Source organism: Microbacterium sp. F51-2R (genome assembly GCF_052180235.1).
Lineage (GTDB): Bacteria > Actinomycetota > Actinomycetes > Actinomycetales > Microbacteriaceae > Microbacterium.
In genome coordinates this window covers 80,561-102,220 of record NZ_CP197470.1, presented here as the reverse complement: position 1 = coordinate 102,220, position 21,660 = coordinate 80,561, and the positions used below count along the sequence as shown (strand labels likewise).

At 69.4% G+C, this 21,660-nt stretch carries 21 protein-coding genes; 17 read left to right on the top strand and 4 right to left on the bottom strand.

The window, feature by feature from the left end:
• Nucleotides 1-193 precede the first annotated feature (193 nt).
• From ACSBPH_RS00495 to ACSBPH_RS00480, 4 genes are read left to right on the top strand one after another with little or no spacing between them, the layout of a single operon-like run.
• Nucleotides 194-2,053 carry a peroxidase family protein gene (locus ACSBPH_RS00495; RefSeq protein ID WP_442575675.1) on the top strand — a complete coding sequence of 620 codons (1,860 nt, stop codon included), beginning with the start codon at nucleotides 194-196 and terminating at the stop codon, nucleotides 2,051-2,053.
• A gap of 28 nt (nucleotides 2,054-2,081) precedes the next feature.
• Entirely contained in the window at nucleotides 2,082-2,549 is a 468-nt protein-coding gene (locus tag ACSBPH_RS00490) for a nuclear transport factor 2 family protein (RefSeq protein WP_442575674.1), read from the top strand.
• A 2-nt stretch (nucleotides 2,550-2,551) separates the two neighbouring features.
• The gene (locus ACSBPH_RS00485) at nucleotides 2,552-3,895 is read left to right on the top strand and encodes a cytochrome P450 (RefSeq protein ID WP_442575673.1); all 1,344 of its coding nucleotides are present in this window, start codon (nucleotides 2,552-2,554) and stop codon (nucleotides 3,893-3,895) included.
• A complete protein-coding gene (locus ACSBPH_RS00480) occupies nucleotides 3,876-4,796 on the top strand; it encodes an alpha/beta hydrolase (protein WP_442575672.1) in 921 nt (306 codons plus the stop codon). The genes ACSBPH_RS00485 and ACSBPH_RS00480 overlap by 20 nt, the downstream gene beginning before the upstream one ends.
• A gap of 24 nt (nucleotides 4,797-4,820) precedes the next feature.
• Here the strand turns inward: ACSBPH_RS00480 and ACSBPH_RS00475 are convergent, their stop codons facing one another.
• Nucleotides 4,821-6,281, bottom strand: a complete 1,461-nt coding sequence (locus ACSBPH_RS00475; protein WP_442575671.1) for a hypothetical protein — start codon at nucleotides 6,279-6,281, stop codon at nucleotides 4,821-4,823.
• Nucleotides 6,282-6,298: 17 nt separating this feature from the next.
• Entirely contained in the window at nucleotides 6,299-7,378 is a 1,080-nt protein-coding gene (locus tag ACSBPH_RS00470) for an alpha/beta fold hydrolase (protein ID WP_442575670.1), read from the bottom strand.
• A gap of 281 nt (nucleotides 7,379-7,659) precedes the next feature.
• Here ACSBPH_RS00470 and thrS point away from each other — a divergent pair, with 281 nt between their 5' ends.
• Complete coding sequence (gene thrS / locus ACSBPH_RS00465) at nucleotides 7,660-9,669, top strand: threonine--tRNA ligase (protein WP_442575669.1); 2,010 nt, start codon at nucleotides 7,660-7,662, stop codon at nucleotides 9,667-9,669.
• Entirely contained in the window at nucleotides 9,666-10,220 is a 555-nt protein-coding gene (locus ACSBPH_RS00460; RefSeq protein ID WP_442575668.1) for an HIT family protein, read from the top strand. Before thrS ends, ACSBPH_RS00460 begins: the two co-directional genes overlap by 4 nt.
• A gap of 63 nt (nucleotides 10,221-10,283) precedes the next feature.
• Here ACSBPH_RS00460 and pdxY read toward each other — a convergent pair whose 3' ends face one another.
• Nucleotides 10,284-11,135 (bottom strand): pyridoxal kinase PdxY, encoded by an 852-nt coding sequence (pdxY, locus tag ACSBPH_RS00455; protein WP_442575667.1) that lies wholly within the window; start codon nucleotides 11,133-11,135, stop codon nucleotides 10,284-10,286.
• 8 nt (nucleotides 11,136-11,143) lie between these two features.
• Nucleotides 11,144-12,472, bottom strand: coding sequence for an aminotransferase class I/II-fold pyridoxal phosphate-dependent enzyme (locus ACSBPH_RS00450; RefSeq protein WP_442577344.1), 1,329 nt, complete (start codon nucleotides 12,470-12,472; stop codon nucleotides 11,144-11,146).
• An 80-nt stretch (nucleotides 12,473-12,552) separates the two neighbouring features.
• Between ACSBPH_RS00450 and pdxS the strand changes: the two genes are divergently transcribed.
• From pdxS to secF, 11 genes are all read left to right on the top strand, one after another.
• Nucleotides 12,553-13,443, top strand: coding sequence for a pyridoxal 5'-phosphate synthase lyase subunit PdxS (gene pdxS / locus ACSBPH_RS00445; RefSeq protein ID WP_442575666.1), 891 nt, complete (start codon nucleotides 12,553-12,555; stop codon nucleotides 13,441-13,443).
• On the top strand, nucleotides 13,433-14,053 hold the full coding sequence (gene pdxT / locus ACSBPH_RS00440) for a pyridoxal 5'-phosphate synthase glutaminase subunit PdxT (protein ID WP_442575665.1): 621 nt from the start codon (nucleotides 13,433-13,435) through the stop codon (nucleotides 14,051-14,053). The genes pdxS and pdxT overlap by 11 nt, the downstream gene beginning before the upstream one ends.
• 32 nt (nucleotides 14,054-14,085) lie before the next feature.
• On the top strand, nucleotides 14,086-14,607 hold the full coding sequence (locus ACSBPH_RS00435; RefSeq protein ID WP_442575664.1) for a hypothetical protein: 522 nt from the start codon (nucleotides 14,086-14,088) through the stop codon (nucleotides 14,605-14,607).
• Complete coding sequence (locus ACSBPH_RS00430; RefSeq protein ID WP_442575663.1) at nucleotides 14,604-15,137, top strand: DUF1697 domain-containing protein; 534 nt, start codon at nucleotides 14,604-14,606, stop codon at nucleotides 15,135-15,137. Before ACSBPH_RS00435 ends, ACSBPH_RS00430 begins: the two co-directional genes overlap by 4 nt.
• A 36-nt stretch (nucleotides 15,138-15,173) precedes the next feature.
• On the top strand, nucleotides 15,174-15,932 hold the full coding sequence (locus ACSBPH_RS00425) for a YebC/PmpR family DNA-binding transcriptional regulator (RefSeq protein ID WP_442575662.1): 759 nt from the start codon (nucleotides 15,174-15,176) through the stop codon (nucleotides 15,930-15,932).
• Nucleotides 15,933-16,032: 100 nt separating this feature from the next.
• Nucleotides 16,033-16,620 (top strand): crossover junction endodeoxyribonuclease RuvC, encoded by a 588-nt coding sequence (gene ruvC, locus ACSBPH_RS00420; protein WP_442575661.1) that lies wholly within the window; start codon nucleotides 16,033-16,035, stop codon nucleotides 16,618-16,620.
• A 56-nt stretch (nucleotides 16,621-16,676) separates the two neighbouring features.
• Entirely contained in the window at nucleotides 16,677-17,297 is a 621-nt protein-coding gene (ruvA, locus tag ACSBPH_RS00415; protein WP_442575660.1) for a Holliday junction branch migration protein RuvA, read from the top strand.
• Entirely contained in the window at nucleotides 17,290-18,324 is a 1,035-nt protein-coding gene (gene ruvB, locus ACSBPH_RS00410; RefSeq protein ID WP_442575659.1) for a Holliday junction branch migration DNA helicase RuvB, read from the top strand. The genes ruvA and ruvB overlap by 8 nt, the downstream gene beginning before the upstream one ends.
• Before the next feature lie 82 nt (nucleotides 18,325-18,406).
• Nucleotides 18,407-18,865: a preprotein translocase subunit YajC gene (locus tag ACSBPH_RS00405; protein WP_442575658.1), complete on the top strand. Its 459-nt coding sequence runs from the start codon at nucleotides 18,407-18,409 to the stop codon at nucleotides 18,863-18,865.
• Between the two features lie 39 nt (nucleotides 18,866-18,904).
• Entirely contained in the window at nucleotides 18,905-20,656 is a 1,752-nt protein-coding gene (secD, locus tag ACSBPH_RS00400) for a protein translocase subunit SecD (RefSeq protein ID WP_442575657.1), read from the top strand.
• On the top strand, nucleotides 20,656-21,645 hold the full coding sequence (secF, locus tag ACSBPH_RS00395; RefSeq protein WP_442575656.1) for a protein translocase subunit SecF: 990 nt from the start codon (nucleotides 20,656-20,658) through the stop codon (nucleotides 21,643-21,645). Before secD ends, secF begins: the two co-directional genes overlap by 1 nt.
• The last annotated feature ends 15 nt before the right edge of the window (nucleotides 21,646-21,660 follow it).

Sequence of the window (21,660 nt, the reverse complement as noted above, 5' to 3'; positions counted from 1 at the left end):
CGGGGCATCCCGTGGCAATGATCCGGGTGCGCAGGACCGAGAAGACGATGACGGATGCCGCGTCCCCCGGCGCGCGAAAACCACCCGCGAAGGATGGCCGCGGCATCCACCTACTCACTATGATTCGGGCAGATCCACTGGGATGAGGGCAGATCCATCGGGGGAATTCGCCCTGCGACGAATGGAGTCGGCAGTGAGCAAACCATCGCTGTTCGAGCGCGCGCTGGTCAGGACCTACACGCGGATCAACCGCCGGACACCGTGGCACCGGCTCCCGTTCGTGTTCTCGCTGTTCAATCTCATCGCGCTGCGCGACCAGCTGCGCGCCGAGAACCTCGTCGACACGCGCACACCGGGAGACGGCACGCGCCGACCCGGCGTGACGCTCGCGACCGCGACGGATGCCCAGCGCCGGTTCCGCACGCCGGACGGCTCGTACAACGATCTGAGCGACCCCGACATGGGCATGGCGTCGACGCGCTTCGCCCGCAACGTCGCACTCACCGAGGCCGTGCCCGCCGCGATGCCCGACATCGCGACGCCGAACGCGCGCGAAGTCAGCCGGCGCCTCATGCGGCGTGACGAGTTCACGCCGGCGACGTCGATCAACCTCCTCGCGGCGGCGTGGATCCAGTTCCAGACGCACGACTGGTTCGCCCACGCGCGCGAAGACGACGTGACGATCGACATCCCGCTCCCGGAGGGCGACGAGTGGTTCGAGAACCCGATGCGCATCCCGCAGACGAAGCAGGACGCGACGCGCGTCGACGCCGACAGGGACCTGCCGCCGACCTACATCAACACGAACTCCCACTGGTGGGACGCGTCGTCGATCTACGGCAGCAGCCAGGAGCGGCGCGACCAGGTGCGCAGCCACGTCGACGGCAAGCTCCTGCTCAAGGACGGGCACCTGCCACTGGACCCCGCGACGGGCGTCGCGCTGACGGGGTTCAGCGAGAACTGGTGGGTCGGGCTCGGGATGCTGCACACCCTGTTCACCCTCGAGCACAACGCGATCTGCGACGCCCTCAAGGCCGACTACCCGCACCTCACCGAGGACGAGCTGTTCGGCACGGCACAGCTGATCAACTCCGCGCTCCTGGCGAAGATCCACACCGTGGAGTGGACGCCCGCGATCATCGCCCACCCCGTCATGAGGGTCGCGATGCGCGCGAACTGGTGGGGGCTCGCGGAAGAGCGGATCCACCGGCGCTTCGGACGCATCAGCAGGAGCGACGTCATCAGCGGCATCCCGGGCTCGGCGCACGACCACCACGGCGCGCCGTACCAGCTGACCGAGGAGTTCGCCTCGGTCTATCGGCTGCATCCGCTCCTTCCGGAGGAGCTCGAGGTGCGCTCGCTCGAGGACGACGCGCTCCTGGACTCGATGGGATTCGACGAGATCATCCTGCTCAACGCCCAACGCGTGCTCGAGGGGCCGCAGGAGGTGCAGGATCTCTGGTACTCGTTCGGGACGCAGCATCCGGGAGCCGTGCAGCTGCACAACTTCCCGCGCTGGATGCAGGACCTCACGCTCCCCGACGGGGTCCGTCTCGACCTCGCGGCGCTCGACATCACACGCGACCGCGAGCGGGGGGTTCCGCGGTACAACGCGTTCCGGCGTCAGCTGCATCTCACGCCCGCCGCGACCTTCGCCGAGCTGACCGACAACCCGGTCTGGGCGAAGGAGCTCGAGGAGATCTACGGCGATGTCGAGAAGGTCGACCTGCAGGTCGGCATGCACGCCGAGACGCCGCCGAAGGGGTTCGGCTTCAGCGATACGGCCTTCCGGGTCTTCATCCTCATGGCGAGCCGGCGACTGAAGAGCGACCGGTTCCTCACCGACTGCTACACCGAGGAGTACTACACGAGGACCGGACTGAAGTGGGTCGCCGACAACGACATGCGCTCGGTGCTGCTGCGGCACTTCCCGGAGCTCGGCAAGGCCCTCGACGGCGTCCCGAACGCCTTCGTGCCCTGGAAGGTCAGCGCCTCCCGCACCACCCGAACGACCCCCGCCTCCGCGACGACCGCGGCGGGCCCGCACGAGTGACGCCGACCGCGTCCGGGAAGGACTTCCGATGACCACGACGACCGAACAGGACCGCGAAGCGCGCGTCGCCCTCATCAAGACCTATTGGGACGTCCTCATGGCCGCCGACATGGAGCGCTTCCGGACGCTCCTGGCCCCGGATGCGGTCATCCACTACCCGGGCCAGAACCACATGTCGGGCGACTACCGGACGACCGACGACATCGTCGGGCTGTACACGCAGCTCACGCAGTTCATCAAGGACGGCGTCTTCGTCGGCGAGGTGCTCGACATCACGACGGGCTCGATCTTCACGACGGTCATCCTCAAATACGAGATCCGGATGCCGATCAAGACGCTGCAGGGGCGCGCCACCGGGATCTTCATCCTCGATGAGGACTACAAGATCAAGGAGTACTGGCTCCACGAGTGGAACCAGCAGATGATCAACTGGGTCTTCCGCTCTTCGCGATGGTTCGGCTGGACGATGAAGCTCGTCCCCAGGAAGAAGAAGTGACGATGGCCGCATCCGACAAGAACCAGAAGCCGCTCCCGCCCGGGCGGTTCGGCCTGCCGTGGCTGGGCGAGACCTTCGCCATCATCAGGAACAACCACGCCTTCTACAAGGACCGGCTGGCCGAGTACGGACCGATCTTCAAGACGCGCCTGTTCGGCAACAGCTTCGTGATCTTCTCGGGGCACGAAGCGTTCCACGTGTTCGCGACCGACCCGCGGATCGTCAGGGGCGATGCCGACCCGATCTCTGCCGAGCAGATCTTCCTCGACTCGCTCGCGCTCATCGACGGCGTCGAGCACCACACGCGCAAGTCCGTCATGCTGCGCGCCGTCGGCTACCGGTCGGCGATCGCGTCCTACCTCCCCACGATGCAGGAGCTCCTCGAGCGGACGATCCAGCCGTGGCTCGAGGCGGGCGCGGGGGCGAACCTGCGGGCCGACCTGCAGCGCTTCGCCGCGCGGCTCACCGGCGCGCTGTACACGGGGGACCGCTCGGAGGAGCACGCGGCAGAGATGGATGCCAACCTCGCCAACATGCGCGACGCGTTCATGACGCTTCCCCTCCCGATCCCGGGGACGAAGTACGGCAAGGCGATCGCGAGCCGCAAGCGCATCGACGAGATCGTCCAGGCTTCGCTGCAGCGGCATCTCGCGGGCGGCTACGACGACATCGTGTCGCGCATGATCGTCGCCGCGACCGAGGCGGACGTGCCGATCGAGAGTCTCCACGGCGACATCCGCCACCTCATCTTCGCGGGACAGGGCGGCTTCTTCGTGCCGCTGACCCTCACGACGCTCATCGTGGGGCAGCATCCCGAGATCATGGAGCGCGCCCGCGCGGAGGTGCTCGCGGTCTCGCCCGACGGCCCGGTCACGATGGAGCAGATCGAGCGCATGGAGTACCTGGAGCAGATCTCGAAGGAGGTCCGTCGCTACTTCGCCATGAACTCCGCGACCTTCTTCGGACGCGTCCAGGAGGACATGGAGGTCGGCGGCTATCGCATCCCGAAGGGATGGGGAGCGATCGGCGGCATCCACATCAACATGCGCAATCCCGATGTCTTCCCCGATCCGGACCGCTTCGATCCCGATCGGTTCCTGCCCGCCCGCGAGGCGGCGCTCGCGCCGGGAAGCTATGTGCCGCACGGCGACGGTCAGGCGACGCACCATCGCTGCCCCGGCGAGAACATCGTGACGGTCGCGGTGAAGGTCTACCTGACGCTGCTGCTGCGGCGCGCGGAATGGTCGATCCCGGAGCAGGATCTGACCCTCACCAACGAGCTGTTCCCGCTCCCCGCGAGCGGGCTGCGAGTGGATTTCCGGGCCCATGTCCCGGTCGCAGGCTGAGTCGCCCGAGCGCCCGGCGACGGCCGAGCGCGGGCTGCCCAAGCTCTTCCGGCTCACGAAGCTCATGGTCTACGGCGATCGGCAGCCCGTGACCAGGACGCCGGCCGACGTCGGCCTGGACTTCGAAGACGCGGTCTTCACGGCGACCGACGGCGTCGAACTGCGCGGCTGGTTCCTGCCCTCCGGCCCTGAGCGCGGCCCCGCGGTGGTCTTCGTGCACGGGTGGCTGTGGAATCGCGCCGGGAATGCGGCGGGGCGCGTGCCGTTCGTGGATCGGGATGTCGATTTCCTGCCCGCCGCGAAGGCCCTCCACGATGCCGGGTTCCACGTCCTGCTCTTCGACCTCTCCAACCACGGCGAGAGCGGCAAGCGGCCGCCTCTCACGATGGGACGGTGGGAGGCGCGCGACTTCGACGGCGCCGTGGGGTATCTCCGCTCGAGAGACGACGTCGATGCGGCGCGGATCGGCGCGCTCGGCACGTCGGCGGGCGCCAACACCGTCATGTACGCCATCCCCGGGGGCCCGCCGGTCAAGGCGCTCCTCGCGGTGCAGCCGACGCGGCTGCCGGTGTTCAACGCCAACTTCTCCCGCGAGGTCCTCGGCCCGCTCGGCCCCGCCGCGGCCCGGAGCACCGATCTCCTCTACGCGCTCCTGCGCGCGCCGCTGCCGAGCCGCCACGACCCCGCCGTCCCGGCGCGCCGGCTCGGTGCCACGGTCGTGCAGTACGTGCAGGGCACGGGCGACCCGTGGGGGCGCATGAGCATCGTGGAGGAATTCAGCGACCTCACGCCGAACTCGCTCGGGGTGATCGCCTACCCCTCGACGGGGCGGTACGAGGGCTACCAGTACGTGAGCAAAGAGGCGGCCGACGTCGCCGCCTTCTTCACCGCGCACCTCTAGGCCACGACGCTCGCCGCCTCGCCCTCAGGGGTGCCAGAGCCCGTCGTGGGCCGCCTGGCGCGTGTACTGGCGCGGGTCGAAGAAGCGGTCGTAGTACTCCATCTCGAGGTGGGAGAACTGCAGCCACATGCCCGGCGTGTAGAAGGCGTCGACGTGCGCGGGGAACCGACCGTACGTGTCCCAGATGTAGTTGCAGATCTCCTTCGTGTAGGCGATCTCGTCCGGCCCGAACTTCGTGCCCTTGTCGAAGAAGGCGCGCGCGTCGTCCTTGCTGCGGTACGGGGATGACCACACCTTCTCGTTGCCGTACGCGGGACCGCTCGCGCTGTACTTCGACTCGACGACGCGATCGACGGCCTCGTCCATCGACGAGACGTACGGGGGAGTGAGACCCTCCAGGATGCCGTCGATCCCGACGGGGTTCGGCTGCGACGCCGGCACGGGCGGCCAGTTGCGGTGCTTCTTCGGCTGTTCCAGGCGGAAGCCGAGGCCGTGCCAGCCCTTCGCCTCGTCCTGCTGCCAGATGTAGGGCGGGAACACCGATCCGTGGATCCAGCCGCCGAGTCCCATCGCCTGCCCGAGGAGCATGAGGTTCTGGAAGTAGAAGAACGCCTCGTAGTCGGTGCGCAGCGCACCGCCGAAGCCGAGCGGCGCCTGGCTGTCCTTGTTGACGTAGCCGCTGCGCACGCGATCGAGCCCGCCGATCGGGTGGTACGGGATCTTCGGCCCGATGCCGATGCTGCTGCCGATCTTCGCGATCCACTCCACGGCGTTCCTGGGGTGGAACCGGCGCCAGTCGTCGAGGAAGAGCGGCCGCATGCCGCCGGGCTCGGTCAGAAGGATCGTGATGGCGTTGATGTACTGCCACGTACAGTCCACGACCGGGAAGAACAGCGTCGTGCCGGGCGTGTTCGACGCCTGGTTGTTCCAGCCGAGGTAGTACGGCCACTCCCGCGGGAAGTCGAGGCGCTTGTCTGACACGCGGATCGTGCACTCCGCCGCGGCGGAGATCCAGTCGTCCTCGGTCCAGTCTCCCCACTTCGGCGGGAGCTCCTCGAGCAGCTCCAGCGCCCGCGCGCCCTTCGGCGGCTTCAGCAGGAAGATGCCGTCGTCGTTGATCATGAAGAAGTAGGTCGCCTGCGCGTTGTCGGCGCTGCTGCCCGTGCGCGCGAGGATGTTGAGGAAGGGCGTCCCGAGTTCGGGGAGGCCGTTCTTCTCCACGAGCGGGCCGTCGTGCGTCGTGATGCCCGTGATCCCCGTCACGCACGTGATCAGGATCGCCTCCTCGAGCTTGCTCAGGGGCGCCGGCGCGTTGTGGCTCTCGTGGCTGAGAGGGCCCGCGTCGACCGAGAAGCCCCGCGGGATGCGTCTCGTCCGCCGCTCCGTGAGGGCGGAGAGGAACGGATAGCTCGCGAGGTCGGCCAGAGCAGGGCTCGGCCCCGCCGCGCTGGATCCCGATGCAGTGGACTCGTCGACGGTGGTCATGCGGGGCTCCTCGCGTGTCAGTTGTGGCGGTCGAGCTGTGCGGTGATCGTGGGATAGACGTCGCGCGCGGCATCCTGCCCGATGAAGCAGTCCATGTGCGCGTAACCGGGGATGACGTGGCGCGAGTAGAGCTCGGCCCCGTTGCGCTCGACGAGGAACTCGTACGTGAGCCGGCTCCCCTCGGGGAGGAACAGCCGGTTGTGCTCGCCGTGCAGGAAGTCGATGGGCACTCGGAGTCCCTCGACGTCGTCGAGGTAGTCGTGGTCGCCGTCCCAGCTGACCGCGTGATCGGCGCGGAGCATCTTGGTCACGTGGGTCAGAGTGCGGATGTTCGCGACGCCGAAGGCCTCCTCGAGGTGGTCGTGCGTCGCGTCGTTGAGCTTGTCGTGGTCGTAGACCTCGCCGTACATGAACATCACGCGCCGGCAGAACGGGCGGTCGCACGGCTCCTCGCCGGCCGGGTAGATCGCGAGCGCCTTGTCGTAGAGCCTCTCGATCCACGACGGGTCGTCGTCGAACTCCGTCGTGAGGGTGTCGACGCCGAGGGCGTCCAGGATGTTGCCGGCGTAGATCCCGGCGCGCAGCTCATTGAGGGTCCCGCCTCGCGGGTGCAGCGTCACCTGCGACGCGACGGCCGAGCGGACGCCCTCGAGGCCGAGCCCGAGCGACATGAGCATCGTGAGCGAGCCGACGCAGTGCGCGACGATCTGCACGTCGTCGGCGCCCGTGATCTCGCGCACCGTGCGGACGGCGGCGGGGTAGTCGTGCTGCGCGATGTCGTCGAGTGTGAACTGCGCGCCGGACGAGGGCAGGAGAGGACTCGCGCGATAGTCGAACACCCACACGTCGTAGCCGTGCTCGTAGAGATACTCGGGGAAGTTCGTCTCGGTCGTGTCGATCGTGTAGGCGATGGAGGACGTGCCGAAACCGGGACTCAGGATGACGGGTCCCTTGGCTCCTCCCCGGAACCGCGTGAGCTGCAGCTCGACGCCGTCGTCGGCGACGAAGCGGTGCACCGTCGGCTCGCCGCACCGGAGCGGGCGTCGCGGTCGGTGCGAGGCATCCGTCATCGCGCCCGCTGCGTCGCCACCGCTCATCTCGACCCCCGGAAGTGGATGCCGTTGCCCTGGTCCGTCGCGGAAGCCCCCGTGCCCCACCCGCGCGACGATTCAGCATATTGGCATGAGTGCGTCCGCGTCACTGAAAACTCGACGAGATCACGACGGTAGGATGACGCCATGGGACTCCGCCGCCTCACCCACGCGACCGTCGTCGCGGTGACCGGCACGCGAACGCTTCAGGCCTGAGCGGGCGGGACGCCGCGTGCGTCCGAAGCTGAGCAGACTTCGAACCGAACCCACCCTCTTGGAGATCTCCCTTGACTGACGTCGCCCCTTCGTCGGACGTGTCGTACCCCGCCGACGGCTTCGCCCTCTTCCCCGATCGCTCCGTGGTCGCCCTCCGCGTGAACGGCGAGCTGAAAGATCTCGCCACCGTCGTGACCGCGACGGATGCCGTCGAGCCCGTCGCGATCGACAGCCCCGACGGCCTCGCGATCCTGCGCCACTCGACGGCGCACGTCCTCGCGCAGGCGGTGCAGCGCATCCGTCCGCAGGCGAACCTCGGCATCGGCCCGCCCATCACCGACGGCTTCTACTACGACTTCGGCGTCGACGAGCCCTTCACTCCGGAGGACCTCAAGGCGATCAAGAAGGAGATGGAGCGGATCGTCCGCGACAACCAGCGGTTCGTCCGTCGCGTCGTGTCCGACGACGAGGCCCGCGCCGAGCTCGCCGACGAGCCCTTCAAGCTCGAGCTCATCGGGCTGAAGGGCGGCACGAAGGAGGCCGCGGAGGGAGCGGGCGTCGAGGTCGGCGCCGGCGAGCTGACCATCTACGACAACGTCGCGCGCGACGGATCGGTGGCCTGGAAGGACCTTTGCCGCGGACCCCACGTGCCGGGCACCCGCCTCGTCGGCAACGGCTGGGACCTCACCCGTGTCGCGGGCGCGTACTGGCGGGGGAGCGAGAAGAACCCGCAGCTGCAGCGCATCTACGGCACCGCGTGGCCCACCAAGGACGACCTGCGCGCCTATCAGGCCCGGCTCGAAGAGGCCGCCAAGCGCGACCACCGCAAGCTCGGCCGCGAGCTCGACCTTTTCTCGTTCCCCGACGAGATCGGCTCGGGACTGTCGGTGTGGCACCCCCGCGGCGGGATCGTCCGCCAGGAGATGGAGCAGCACGCGCTCAAGCGCCACCGAAGCGCCGGCTACACCTACGTCTACACCCCGCACATCACGAAGAAGGACCTCTTCATCGAGTCCAACCACCTCGTGACGTACAAGGAGGGGATGTTCCCGCCCATCCACCTCGACGAGGAGCGCGACGAGAACGGCGAGATCACCAAGCCGGGCGTCGAGTATTACCTCAAGCCGATGAACTGCCCGATGCACATCCTGATCTACCGGGAGCGCGCGCGCAGCTACCGCGACCTGCCGATGCGCCTCGCCGAGAACGGGACGGTGTACCGCAACGAGCTCTCCGGGGCGCTGCACGGCCTCACCCGCGTGCGCGGCTTCACGCAGGACGACGCCCACCTGTTCGTCACTCCCGACCAGCTCGAGGGCGAGGTCTCGAAGGTCCTCGACTTCGTGCTGTCGCTCCTGCGCGACTTCGGCCTCACCGACTTCGAGCTCGAGCTGTCGATGCGCGACGACGAGAAGTCGAAGTGGATCGGCGACGAGGCCCACTGGGCGCAGGCCACCGATGCGCTGCGACGCGTGGCCCAGGCATCCGGTCTCAAGCTCACCGAGGTGCCCGGCGAAGCGGCGTTCTACGGACCGAAGATCGACCTCAAGACGAAGGATGCGATCGGCCGCACGTGGCAGCTGTCGACCGTGCAGGTGGACTTCAACCTGCCCGAGCGCTTCCACCTCGAGTTCACCGACCGCGACGGCGAGAAGAAGCAGCCCGTCATGATCCACCGCGCCCTGATGGGCTCGATCGAGCGCTTCTTCGCGATCCTGCTCGAGCACTACGCGGGCGCGTTCCCGGTCTGGCTCTCGCCCGTGCAGGTCGTGGGGATCCCGGTCGCCGACGAGTACGCCGACTACCTCGAAGACGTCATCGTGCGCCTGAAGGCGGAGGACGTGCGCGCCGAGGTCGACCGCAGCGACGACCGCATGCAGAAGAAGATCCGCAACCACACGACGCAGAAGGTGCCGCTCATCCTCATCGCGGGGGAGCAGGACCGCTCGGCGGGCACCGTGTCGTTCCGGTTCCGCGACGGATCGCAGCGCAACGGCATCCCCATCGACGAGGCCGTCGCGCTCGTGCGCGGCGCGATCGCGTCGAAGGCCCTCGTCGACACGGCGGAGGATCTGGCGTGACGACCGACGACGCCGGGGAGGCGCGGCTCGTCGCGGCGAGCGATCTCCCCGGCGTCCCGGACGAGTTCCAGCGGCTGTGGACGCCGCACCGCATGGCCTACATCCAGGCCGGCCCCGAGCCGCTGCGCGAGACCTGCCCGTTCTGCGCGGCGCCCGGGATGAGCGACTCCGACGCGCTCATCGTGCACCGCGGCGTGACCTCGTTCGTGCTGCTGAACCTCTTCCCGTACAACTCGGGGCACATCCTGGTGTGCCCCTACCGCCACATCTCGACCTACGACGAGGCGACCCCCGAGGAGGTCGCCGAGATCGGCGCCCTGACGCAGCGCGCGATGCACGTGCTGCGGGCGGTGTCGCGCTGCGACGGCTTCAACATCGGCATGAACCAGGGCACGGTCGCGGGGGCCGGCGTCGCCGACCACCTGCATCAGCACGTCGTGCCGCGCTGGGCGGCCGACGCCAATTTCTTCCCGATCATCGCGAAGACGAAGGCGCTCCCGCAGCTCCTCGGCGAAGTGCGTCGCACGGTCGCCGAGGCGTGGGACGCCTGAGCGCAGCCGGGCCCAGGGGCGTCAGCGGACCCGATCGATCCGCCGCTGGCCGGCCAGGACAGGTCAGCGGACCTGGCGCACCTCGAACTGCATGCGCGGGTGGGCGTAGGCCTCCTGCGACTCGACGAGCTGCAGCTCGCGCTGACCCGAGTCGAACGTGTTCTGCAGGAGGTCGAAGACGCTCGAGGTCGTGCGCGCGAGCGCGAGGGCGGCGTCGCCCGTCTCACGGAAGTGCGCCGTGAAGAGCGCCGCCGTGACGTCGCCCGAGCCGTTCGCCTTCATCGGGATGTGCGGGGTCTGCACGACCCACGCGCCGTCGTCGGTCACCGCGAGCATCTCGATCGTGCCCTCGGGGCGGTCGGGGCGCTCGACGCTCGTCACCAGGATCGTCCGGGGGCCCATGTCGCGGGCCCGGTCGGCCGAGGAAAGCGTCGAGGCGAGGTCGCCCGGCTCGGTGCCGGTGAGGAAGCCGAGCTCGAACTGGTTGGGCGTGATGATGTCGGCCTGCGGCACGACCCGCTCCCGCAGGAGCACCGGGATCGCCGGCGCGACGAAGCAGCCCGACTTGGCGTTGCCCATGACGGGGTCGCACGAATAGATCGCCGACGGGTTCGCGGCCTTGACGCGGGCCACGGCATCCAGGATCACGTCGCCGATGCCCTCGCTGCCCTGATAGCCGGACAGCACGACGTCGATCTCGGGGAACGCCCCGCGCTCCTCGATGCCCGTGATGACCTCCGCCACATCGGCGGGCGCGATGAGCGGCCCCCGCCACGCGCCGTACCCCGTGTGGTTCGAGAAGGTCACGGTGTAGACGGGCAGGACCTCGACGCCGATCCGCTGCAGCGGGAAGACCGCGGCGGAGTTGCCGACGTGACCGTACGCGACGGCCGACTGGATGGAGAGGATCTTCACCCGATCGATCATCCCACCTTGCGAAGGCCCTCCGACGCGGCCGCCGCGAGGTCGGCCGCGAGCTGCTCGGCGTCGTCGTCGTCGAGGTCGTGCACGGTGAGGCGCAGGTGCCACGCGGCGTCGTCGTCGGCGAGGACGAACTCGTCACCGGGCCGCACGAGCCATCCGCGCCGCATGAGGCGCTCCGTCGCGGCGCGCGCCGGCACGGGAAGCCGCACCCAGAGGTTGAGGCCGTCGCCCGCGACGGCGGGGAGGCCGTGGGCGGAGAGGCGCTCCGCGAAAGCGGCGTTGCGCTCGGCGTAGTGGGCGGCGGCGGCGGCGATCTCGTCTCGCACCGCGGCATCCGTCACGAGAGCGTGCACGAGCCGCTGCAGCAGGTGGCTCACCCACGTCGTGCCGGGGGTCAGGCGCATCGCGAGACGGTCGGCGGTACGGGGATCGGATGCCGCGACCGCGAGGCACATGTCGGGTCCGAGGAACTTCGACACCGACCTCACCAGCGCCCAGCGCCGATGGTTCGGCCCGATGAGCGAGTGGTAGGGCCGCGTGGAGAGCATCGCGAAGTGGTCGTCCTCGATGAGGAGGACGTACGGGTGGTCGGCGAGCACCGATCGGAGCTTCTCGGCCCGTCGCCGGGTGAGGCTCGCCCCCGTGGGGTTCTGCGCGCGCGGCGTGCAGACGATCGCCCGCACGCCCTCGTCGAGCGCGGCGCGCAGGCCGTCGACCGTCATGCCCTCGTCGTCGACGGGGATCGGCACGGGACGGTAGCCGCCGAGGCGCACCGTGTGGATGCTCGCGAGGAAGCACGGGTCTTCGAGTCCCACGGCGTCGTCGCGTGTGAGGGCCTGCGCGAGGAGCCGCTCGATCGCGTCGGAGGCGCCGCTCGTGACGGTGAGGCGGAAGGGCAGCGACGGGTCGAGGGCCTCGCGCATCCACTCCGTCGCCCACTGCTGGAGGTCGCGGTCGATGACGGGCTCGCCGTACAGCACGGGACGACCCGCGACCCGCGCGAGCACCGCCGAGGGGTCGGGGATGAGGTCGGGATCGGGGTTGCCCGTGCCGATGTCACGGAGCACGCTGTCGACGGCGTACCCCTCCTGCGCGACGACCGCGCGATCGCTGATGCGCGTGCCGCCGCGGCCGCGCGAGACGACGAGGCCCGCGCTCGCGAGCTGCCCGTACGCGGAGACGACGGTGTTGCGGTTCACGCCCAGCCGTTCGGCGAGCGCGCGCACGGAGGGCAGCGGTTCACCGGGGGAGAGGATGCCTCGATCGACGAGCCGCCGGACGCTCTCGGCGATGTCGACAGCCGTGCCGCCGCTGATCTCGTCGTCCATCGGACCCCCCGTCATGCGTCGAAGCCTACGTGCTGGTACGTGATATCTTTTGGCCTAGGCCAATCCCGAGGAGTCTATCGATGTCCACGCCCACCACCGGTTCCTCCCGCGTCAAGCGCGGTCTCGCCGAGATGCTGAAGGGCGGCGTCATCATGGACGTCGTCACGCCCGACCAGGCCAAGATCGCCGAAGATGCCGGCGCCGTCGCCGTCATGGCGCTCGAGCGCGTCCCCGCCGACATCCGCGCGCAGGGCGGCGTCTCGCGCATGAGCGACCCCGACATGATCGACGGCATCATCGAGGCCGTCTCGATCCCCGTGATGGCCAAGGCCCGCATCGGCCACTTCGTCGAGGCGCAGGTGCTGCAGGAGCTCGGGGTCGACTACATCGACGAGTCCGAGGTGCTCTCGCCGGCCGACTACGTCAACCACATCGACAAGTGGGGCTTCACGGTGCCCTTCGTCTGCGGTGCGACCAACCTCGGCGAGGCGCTGCGCCGCATCAACGAGGGCGCCGCCATGATCCGCTCCAAGGGCGAGGCCGGCACGGGCGACGTGTCGGAGGCGACGAAGCACATCCGCAAGATCACGGGCGAGATCAATGTCCTGAAGTCCCTGACGAAGGATGAGCTCTACGTCGCCGCGAAGGAGCTGCAGGCGCCGTACGAGCTCGTCGCCGAGGTCGCCGAGACCGGCAAGCTCCCCGTCGTGCTCTTCGTCGCGGGTGGCGTCGCCACCCCCGCGGACGCGGCGATGATGATGCAGATGGGCGCCGACGGCGTGTTCGTCGGCTCGGGCATCTTCAAGTCGGGCAACCCCGCCCAGCGCGCCGCCGCGATCGTCAAGGCCACCACGTTCTACGACGACGCGAAGGTCATCGCGGAGGTCTCGCGGGGCCTCGGCGAGGCGATGGTCGGCATCAACGTCTCCGACCTCGCCGCACCCCACCGCCTCGCCGAGCGTGGCTGGTGACGCGCTGAGCCCGTCCGGGCGGACGCCGCACGTCGGCATCCTGGCGCTGCAGGGCGACGTGCGCGAACACGCGCAGGTGCTCCGCGCGCTCGGCGCCGAGGTGTCGCTCGTCCGGCGGCCGTCGGAGCTCGCGGCCGTCGACGGGCTCGTGATCCCGGGCGGCGAGTCGAGCGTCATCGACAAGCTGTCGCGCGCGTTCGGGATGCAGCATCCGATCCGCGAGGCGATCGCCGCCGGCATGCCCGTGTACGGCACGTGCGCCGGGATGATCATGCTCGCCGATCGCATCACCGGCGCGATCGACGGGCAGGAGACCTTCGGAGGACTCGACGTCGTCGTCGCGCGCAACGCCTTCGGCAGCCAGGTCGATTCGTTCGAGACCGACCTCGCCGTCGACGGATGGAGCGGCCCGCCCGTCCACGCGACCTTCATCCGCGCGCCCCTCGTGAGCGAGGTCGGCCCACGCGCGACGGCGCTCGCGACGCTTCCCGACGGGGGAGTCGTCGCCGTCGAGCAGGAGAACCTCCTCGCGACGGCCTTCCACCCCGAGGTCTCGGGCGAGACGCGATTCCACGAGCGTTTCCTGCAGCGGGTGCGTGCCGCAGCCTGAGGATCGCGGCATCGGGCGGCTAGATTTCACGCATGGGCATCAACGACTGGTGGCGGGATCATCCCGAGGAGCGGTACTGGATGATCGCGCCCTCCCGGGGCGTCGTCGGCGATGCGCTCAGTGCACCCAAGTCGTCGGAGGACCGCCGCTTCGAGTGGTCGCACGAACTCGTCGGCTTCACCGAGCCCGGTGACACGATCTTCGTGTGGGACCGCACGCTCTCGATGCCCGGCATCGGCGCGTGGGGGCGCATCCTCGGGCCGCTCACCGAAGACGTGCACGCCCGCCGAGGTGACTCGCTGCCGCACTGGCGCATGCCGGTGAGCGACACGCTGCGGCTCGCCTCGCCCATCACGCTCGCGGCGCTGCGGCGGATCGGCTCCGACATCATCGCGGTGCGCGACGCCGTCGAGACGCTGACCGACGGGCCCGTCTACTTCCCCTTCATCGGAGGAGCCGACACCCTCGTGCCGGCCCCCGCGTACCTCACCAAGATGCCGCGCGACCTCGTCGCGCTGCTGTCGTCCCGATTCGGGTTCGAGTTCGCGCTGTGACGAGATGGGTCGCGCTCCTTCGCGGAGTGAACGTGGGCGGCATCACGATCCGCAACGCCGACCTCGCGGAGGTCTTCCACGCTCTGGGTTTCGACGCGGTCCGCACGGTGCTCGCGAGCGGCAACGTGACATTCGAGACGGATGCCACGGCCCAGCGCCGCGCAGAGCTCAAGACCGCGATCGAGAAGGCGCTCGGCGACCGGTTCGGCTACGACGCCTGGATCGTGCTCGTCACGCACGAGGAGCTCCGTGCCGCGATCGACGCCTTCCCGTTCGACGACGCCGACCCCGGCCGCCAGCCGTGGGTGGTGTTCTGCGTCGACGAGGCCACGCGCGACGAGCTGACGGGGGCCGCGGCATCCCTCGACTCCGCCGTCGACCCCGTCGCCGCCGGACCCGGCGTCGTCTGCTGGAATCCCGTCAAGGGCACGACGACGGACACGCCCTTTGCGAAGCTGCTCGCGAAGGCGGCCTTCAAGCCCCGCACGACCACCCGCAACCTCCGCACGCTGCGCAAGCTCGTGGACTGACGTCGCGGCATCCGCACCGCCGGTAGAATCGAGCGCATGTCCGGCCACTCCAAGTGGGCGACGACCAAGCACAAGAAAGCCGTCATCGACGCGCGTCGCGCCAAGTCGTTCGCCAAGCTCATCAAGAACATCGAGGTCGCAGCCAAGATCGGCGGCGCAGACCTCGCAGGCAACCCGACTCTGTACGACGCGGTGCAGAAGGCGAAGAAGACCTCCGTCCCGAACGACAACATCGACCGCGCCATCAAGCGCGGCGCGGGCATCTCGGGCGAGTCCGTCGAGTACCTCAACATCACGTACGAGGGCTATGGGCCCAACGGCGTCGCGCTCATGATCGAGTGTCTGACCGACAACAAGAACCGCGCCGCCGCCGAGGTGCGCACGGCCCTGACCCGCAACGGCGGATCCCTCGCCGACCCGGGCAGCGTCGCGTACAACTTCACCCGCAAGGGCGTCATCGTCGTCAGCGGCGAGGGCACGAGCGAGGACGACGTCATGATGGCGGTGCTCGAGGCGGGTGCCGAAGAGGTCGAGCCGCACGCGCAGGGCTTCGAGATCGTCACGGATGCCTCGGACCTCGTGAAGGTCCGCTCGGCGCTGCAGGACGCCGGCATCGACTACGAATCGGCCGACGTCGAGTTCGTGCCGAATCTCAAGGTCGAGGTCGACGCCGACACGGCCCGCAAGGTCTTCCGCCTCATCGACGCGCTCGAAGACAGCGACGACGTGCAGAACGTCTACAGCAACTTCGACCTCACCCCCGAGGTCCAGGCGGAGCTCGAAGAGGACGACTGACCGCGCTCGTCGCCCCTCGCGCGGCCCTGCCGCCGGCGAGGGGACGAGGCGGCGGGCGCGCCTGACCGGGCGAGCCCCCGCCCGCGCCTAGCGTGGGGGAGTGGCTCGTGCACAGGCATCCGTTCGCGTCCTCGGCGTCGACCCGGGGCTGACCCGGTGCGGCGTCGGCGTCGTGGATGTCGCGGCCGACCGCTCGGCGACGCTCGTGCACGTGGGCGTCGTCCGCTCGGACCCCGAGCTGCCGATCGAGCGACGCCTCACCCTCATCGCGGCGGGACTGCGCGCCGTCATCGCCGAGCACCGGCCCCATGTCGTGGCCGTCGAGCGCGTCTTCGCGCAGCAGAACCGCGGCACGGTCATGGGCACGGCGCAGGCGAGCGGCATCGCTCTGCTCCTGGCGGGGGAGAGCGGCCTCGCGGCGGCGACCCACACCCCGAGCGAGGTGAAGGCCGCCATCACCGGCTACGGCAACGCCGACAAGCGCCAGGTGCAGGCGATGGTCGCGCGCATCCTGCGGCTGGACGACCTCCCCAAGCCCGCCGATGCCGCCGACGCGCTCGCGCTCGCGCTGTGCCACGCGTGGCGCTCGGGCGGTCCGGCCGTCGCAGCGCCCGGCTCGGCGGGGAAGGGCGCGCTCACGCCCGCGCAGCGCGCGTGGGCCGAGGCCGAGCGCGCCTCGCGCCGCTGACGGCGAGGGCGCGTGTCGATCGAACAAACGTCCGAAGGCCTCTCTAGGCTCGGATCATGATCTCCTCCCTGCGCGGACGCGTCGTGCACGCGGATGCCGAATCCGTCGTCGTCGAGATGGGCGGCTTCGGCCTCACCGTCGCCGTGACGCCGCAGGTCGCGCGCGCGACGCACCTCGGCGACGAGCTCACGCTGCACACGAGCCTCATCGTCCGCGAAGACGCGCTGTCGCTGTTCGGCTTCGAGTCCCGCGAAGAGCTGTCGGTCTTCTCGCTGCTCCTGGGCGTCACCGGCGTCGGGCCGAAGTCCGCGCTCGGCGTGCTGTCGACCCTCACCGTCGATCAGATCTCGCAGGCCGTCTCGGCCGACGACGACGCGCCCTTCCGGCGCGTCTCGGGCATCGGCCCCAAGACGGCGAAGCTCATCGTCCTCCAGCTCGCGGGCAAGCTCGCACCCCCTCGTCCCGCGCTGAGTGTGGGGACGGATGCCGCGCCGGCCGTCTCGGCGCAGGTCGCCCAGGCGCTGGTCGGCCTCGGCTGGTCGGAGCGCACCGCGGCGGAGGCCGTGGCATCCGTCGCCGGCGAAGCCTCGCCGAGCGACCGCGCATCGGTGCAGGCGCTCCTCCGGCTGACGCTCGCGATGCTCGGGCCCGCGCGGAAGGAGACGGCGGGTGGATGACCTGACAGACCCCACCGAGCCCGTCGACGAGGGAGAGCTCGCGATCGAGGGCGCGCTGCGCCCCATGTCGCTCGCCGAGTTCGTCGGCCAGCAGAAGGTGCGCGGGCAGCTGCAGCTGCTCCTCGACGCCGCACGGATCCAGCAGCGCCCGCCCGACCACATCCTCCTCTCGGGCCCTCCCGGGCTCGGCAAGACGACGCTCGCGATGATCGTCGCGCACGAGAGCGGTCGCCCGCTGCGCCTGTCGAGCGGCCCCGCGATCCAGCACGCGGGCGACCTCGCGGCGCTGCTGTCGAGTCTCACCCCGGGCGAAGTGCTCTTCATCGACGAGATCCATCGCATGGCGCGCTCGGCCGAAGAGATGCTGTACCTCGCGATGGAGGACTTCCGCATCGACATCATGGTCGGCAAGGGCGCGGGTGCGACGAGCATCCCGCTCGACCTGTCGCCGTTCACGCTCGTGGGCGCGACGACGCGCTCGGGCCTCCTGCCCAATCCGCTGCGCGACCGCTTCGGCTTCACGGCGCACCTGGAGTACTACGAGGTCGAGGAGCTCGAGCGCGTCGTCGAGCGCTCGGCGCTCATGCTCGGCGTGAACCTGCCGCCCCTGGCCCGCTCCGAGATCGCGCGCCGCTCCCGCGGCACGCCCCGCATCGCCAATCGCCTCCTGCGACGCGTGCGCGACTATCTCGTCGTGCACCGCGGGGGAGCGGGCGAGAAGGCCGACATCGCCACCGTCGGCGCCGCCCTCGACCTCTACGACGTCGACGTCATCGGACTCGATCGTCTCGACCGCGCCGTGCTCGACGCGGTCGTGCGCCGCTTCCGCGGCGGGCCCGTCGGGCTCAGCACGCTCGCCGTCACCGTCGGCGAGGAGGCCGAGACGATCGAGTCCGTCGTCGAGCCCTACCTCGTGCGCATCGGCTTCCTCGGGCGCACGCCGCGCGGACGCATCGCGACACCCGAGGCGTACGCGCATCTGGGGGTGCCGCACGCCGACTCGGCGCTGAGATTCGATGACCTATAATCGCTGAAGGCTCTCGCCGAACTTCCTTCTCAAAGGCAACGCCGCCGACGCGTGCGCCTGACCCGAAAGGCCTCCATACTCCATGGACTTCGCCACGTTCTTCGCCAATTACGGCCTGATCATCCTGCTGGTCGTGCTCCTGGGCTTCATGTTCTGGAGCTCCCGCCGCCGGATGCAGAAGCAGAAGGCGGAGCAGGAGGCGAAGGCCCGCCAGACGGTGCCGGGCGCCGAAGTGCTCCTGCAGGGCGGTCTGTACGGGACGATCGTCGCGTACGACCCCGACAACCTCGACCAGCCCGCGACCGTCGAGATCGCACCCGGCGTCGAGATCAAGGTGCACAGCCAGGCGATCCTCCGCGTGGTCGACCCCGGCACGGGCGCCGTCACCGAAGACGACTTCATCGAGGCCGAGACGAGCGAGGCCGAGTACATCGCCGGCGTCGCCAATGGCGGCATCAGCTCCCTCAGCGATGACCAGGCTGCCCACCGGAAGTCGGCGAGCGATCCCGACTCCGACACGGACGCCAAGCCCCAGGCCTGACCCCCTGCCCCTCGCGGGCACTTCAGAAAGCTGACCCTCGTGGCCACATCCACTCCTGTCCGTCATGCATGGCGCGCACTGATCGGGCTCCTCGCGATCATCGCCGTGCTGTTCGGCATCAACGCTCTCGGCGTCTACGTCTTCAAGGCGAGCTCCTGGACCCCCGAGCTAGCCCTCGACCTCCAGGGCGGCACGCAGATCATCCTGGAGGCGCAGACGACCGACGGCGCCAACCCGACGCAGGACCAGATGAACCAGGCGGTCACGATCATCCGCCAGCGCGTCGACGCCTCCGGCGTCGGCGAGGCCGATGTGACCACCGAGGGCGGCAAGAACATCGTCGTCCAGATCCCGGGCGAGGCCGACAACGAGACGCGACAGCGGATCGAGGCATCCGCTCAGCTGCAGCTGCGTCCGGTGCTCTACGCCGGCGCGCCCGCGAACACCTTCGTCGGACAGGACGGGGCGCAGACCCCGTACCCGACGCCCGACCCGTCGCTGGCGGCGACGCCCACCGCGGCCCCCACGAACGCCAGCGACCCGTCGTGGATCACCCCGGCCCTGCAGGCCGAGTTCCTCGCCTACGACTGCGGCGACCCCGCGAACAACCCGGCCGGCGAGCCGACCGACGAGCCGCTCATCACGTGCGACGTCGACGGCACCGTCAAGTACATCCTCGGTCCCGTCGAGCTCGACGGCTCGTCGATCTCCGACGCGACGTACGGCCTGCAGCAGAACAACGGCGTGTGGGCGGTCAACCTCGTCTTCGACAGCAAGGGCACCGAGACCTTCGGCAAGATCAGCCAGCGCCTGTACGGCGCGCAGTCGCCGCTCGACCAGTTCGCCTTCGTCCTCGACGGCAACGTGCTGTCGGCGCCCGCGATGCAGGGCCAGATCCTCGACGGCAAGCCGAGCATCACGGGCAACTTCACGCAGCAGTCGGCCAAGACGCTCGCCGACCAGCTGAAGTACGGCGCCCTCCCGCTGAGCTTCAAGGTCGTCAGCTCCGACACGATCTCGGCGACGCTCGGCTCGCAGCAGCTCGCGATCGGCCTCATCGCGGGTCTCATCGGTCTCGCGCTGGTCGCCATCTACTCCCTGATCGTCTACCGCGCGCTGGGCTTCGTGATCATCGCGTCGCTCATCGTGATGGGCATCCTGACGTACATCACGATCTGCATCCTGGCGTGGCGCATGGGCTTCCGCCTGTCGCTCGCGGGCGTCGCGGGCCTCATCGTGTCGATCGGCTTCACCGCAGACTCGTTCATCGTCTACTTCGAGCGCATCCGAGACGAGCTGCGTGACGGGAAGTCGATCACGGGCGCGGTCGAAGACGGCTGGGGCCGCGCGAAGCGCACGATCTACATCTCGAAGTCGATCAACATCCTCGCCGCCGTCGTGCTGTACATCCTCGCCGACGCAACGGTGAAGGGCTTCGCCTTCACGCTGGGTCTCACGACCGTCATCGACGTGCTGATCTTCATCATGTTCACGCACCCCGTGATGCAGCTGCTCGCACGGACGCGGTTCTTCGGGTCGGGGCATCCGCTCTCCGGCATGGACCCCGAGGCGCTCGGCGCCGTCTATCGCGGTCGCGCGCAGTTCCGCACGCCCGTCGCGGCGGCCAACACCCCCGCCGCGCGCCGTTCGGCGCGCTCGCGCGGTGAGGCGGAGCGCCGCCAGACGATCGCCGAGCGCAAGCAGGCCGAGCTCGCGGCATCCGAGGGCACCAAGACGAGCACCGCCGTCAAGGAGAAACCCGGCACGACCGGCAAGGAGGGAGACGACTGATGCGCTCCATGAATCAGCTCGGCAACGACCTCTACACCGGCAAGACCTCGTTCCCGTTCGTCGGGCGCCGGCGGCTGTGGTTCATCATCGCCGCGGCCCTCGTGCTCGGCTCGGTGCTGGTGCCGCTGTTCCGCCCGATCCAGTTCTCGATCGAGTTCACGGGCGGCTCGCAGTTCACCGTCTCCGGCGTCAGCAGCACCGACCAGAAGACGGCGGAAGACGCGGTCCACACGGTTGTGCCCGATGCCGCGACGAAGGTCACGACGATCGGTTCCGACACGATCCGCGTCCAGACCGACCAGATGACGGCGGCCGAGACGACCCAGGTGACGACGGCTCTCGCCGAGGCCTACAACGTCCCCGAGAGCGAAGTCACCGCCTCGTTCATCGGCCCCAGCTGGGGTGCCGACGTCACGCGCCAGTCGCTGTGGGGCCTCGCGATCTTCCTCGCGCTGACCTTCATCATCCTGGGCCTGTACTTCCGCACCTGGAAGATGTCGGCCGCGGCCATCCTCGGCCTCGTCGACGTCCTCATCATCACGGTCGGCGTCTACGCCCTCTTCGGATTCGAGATCTCGCCGGCGGCCGTGATCGGCTTCCTGACGATCCTCTCGTACGCCCTGTACGACACGACGGTCGTGTTCGACAAGATCCGGGAGAACACGAGCGAAGACGGAGAGGTGTCGGGTCGCACGTTCGGCGAGTCGGTCAACCTCGCCGTCAACCAGACGCTCGTGCGCTCGATCAACACGACAGTCGTCGCGATCCTCCCCACCGGCGCGATCCTGTTCATCGGTGCGCTCTGGCTCGGCGCCCAGACTCTGACCGACATCTCGCTGTCGATCTTCGTCGGGACGATCGTGGCCGCGTACTCGACGATCTTCGTCGCCGCGCCGCTCTACTCGCTGCTGCGCGAGAACGAGCCCGCGATCAAGACGCGCGACGAGCGCGTCCTCGCGGCGCGCGAGCGCGCCGTGGTCGCGGCCTGACGGGAACGAGGGTCA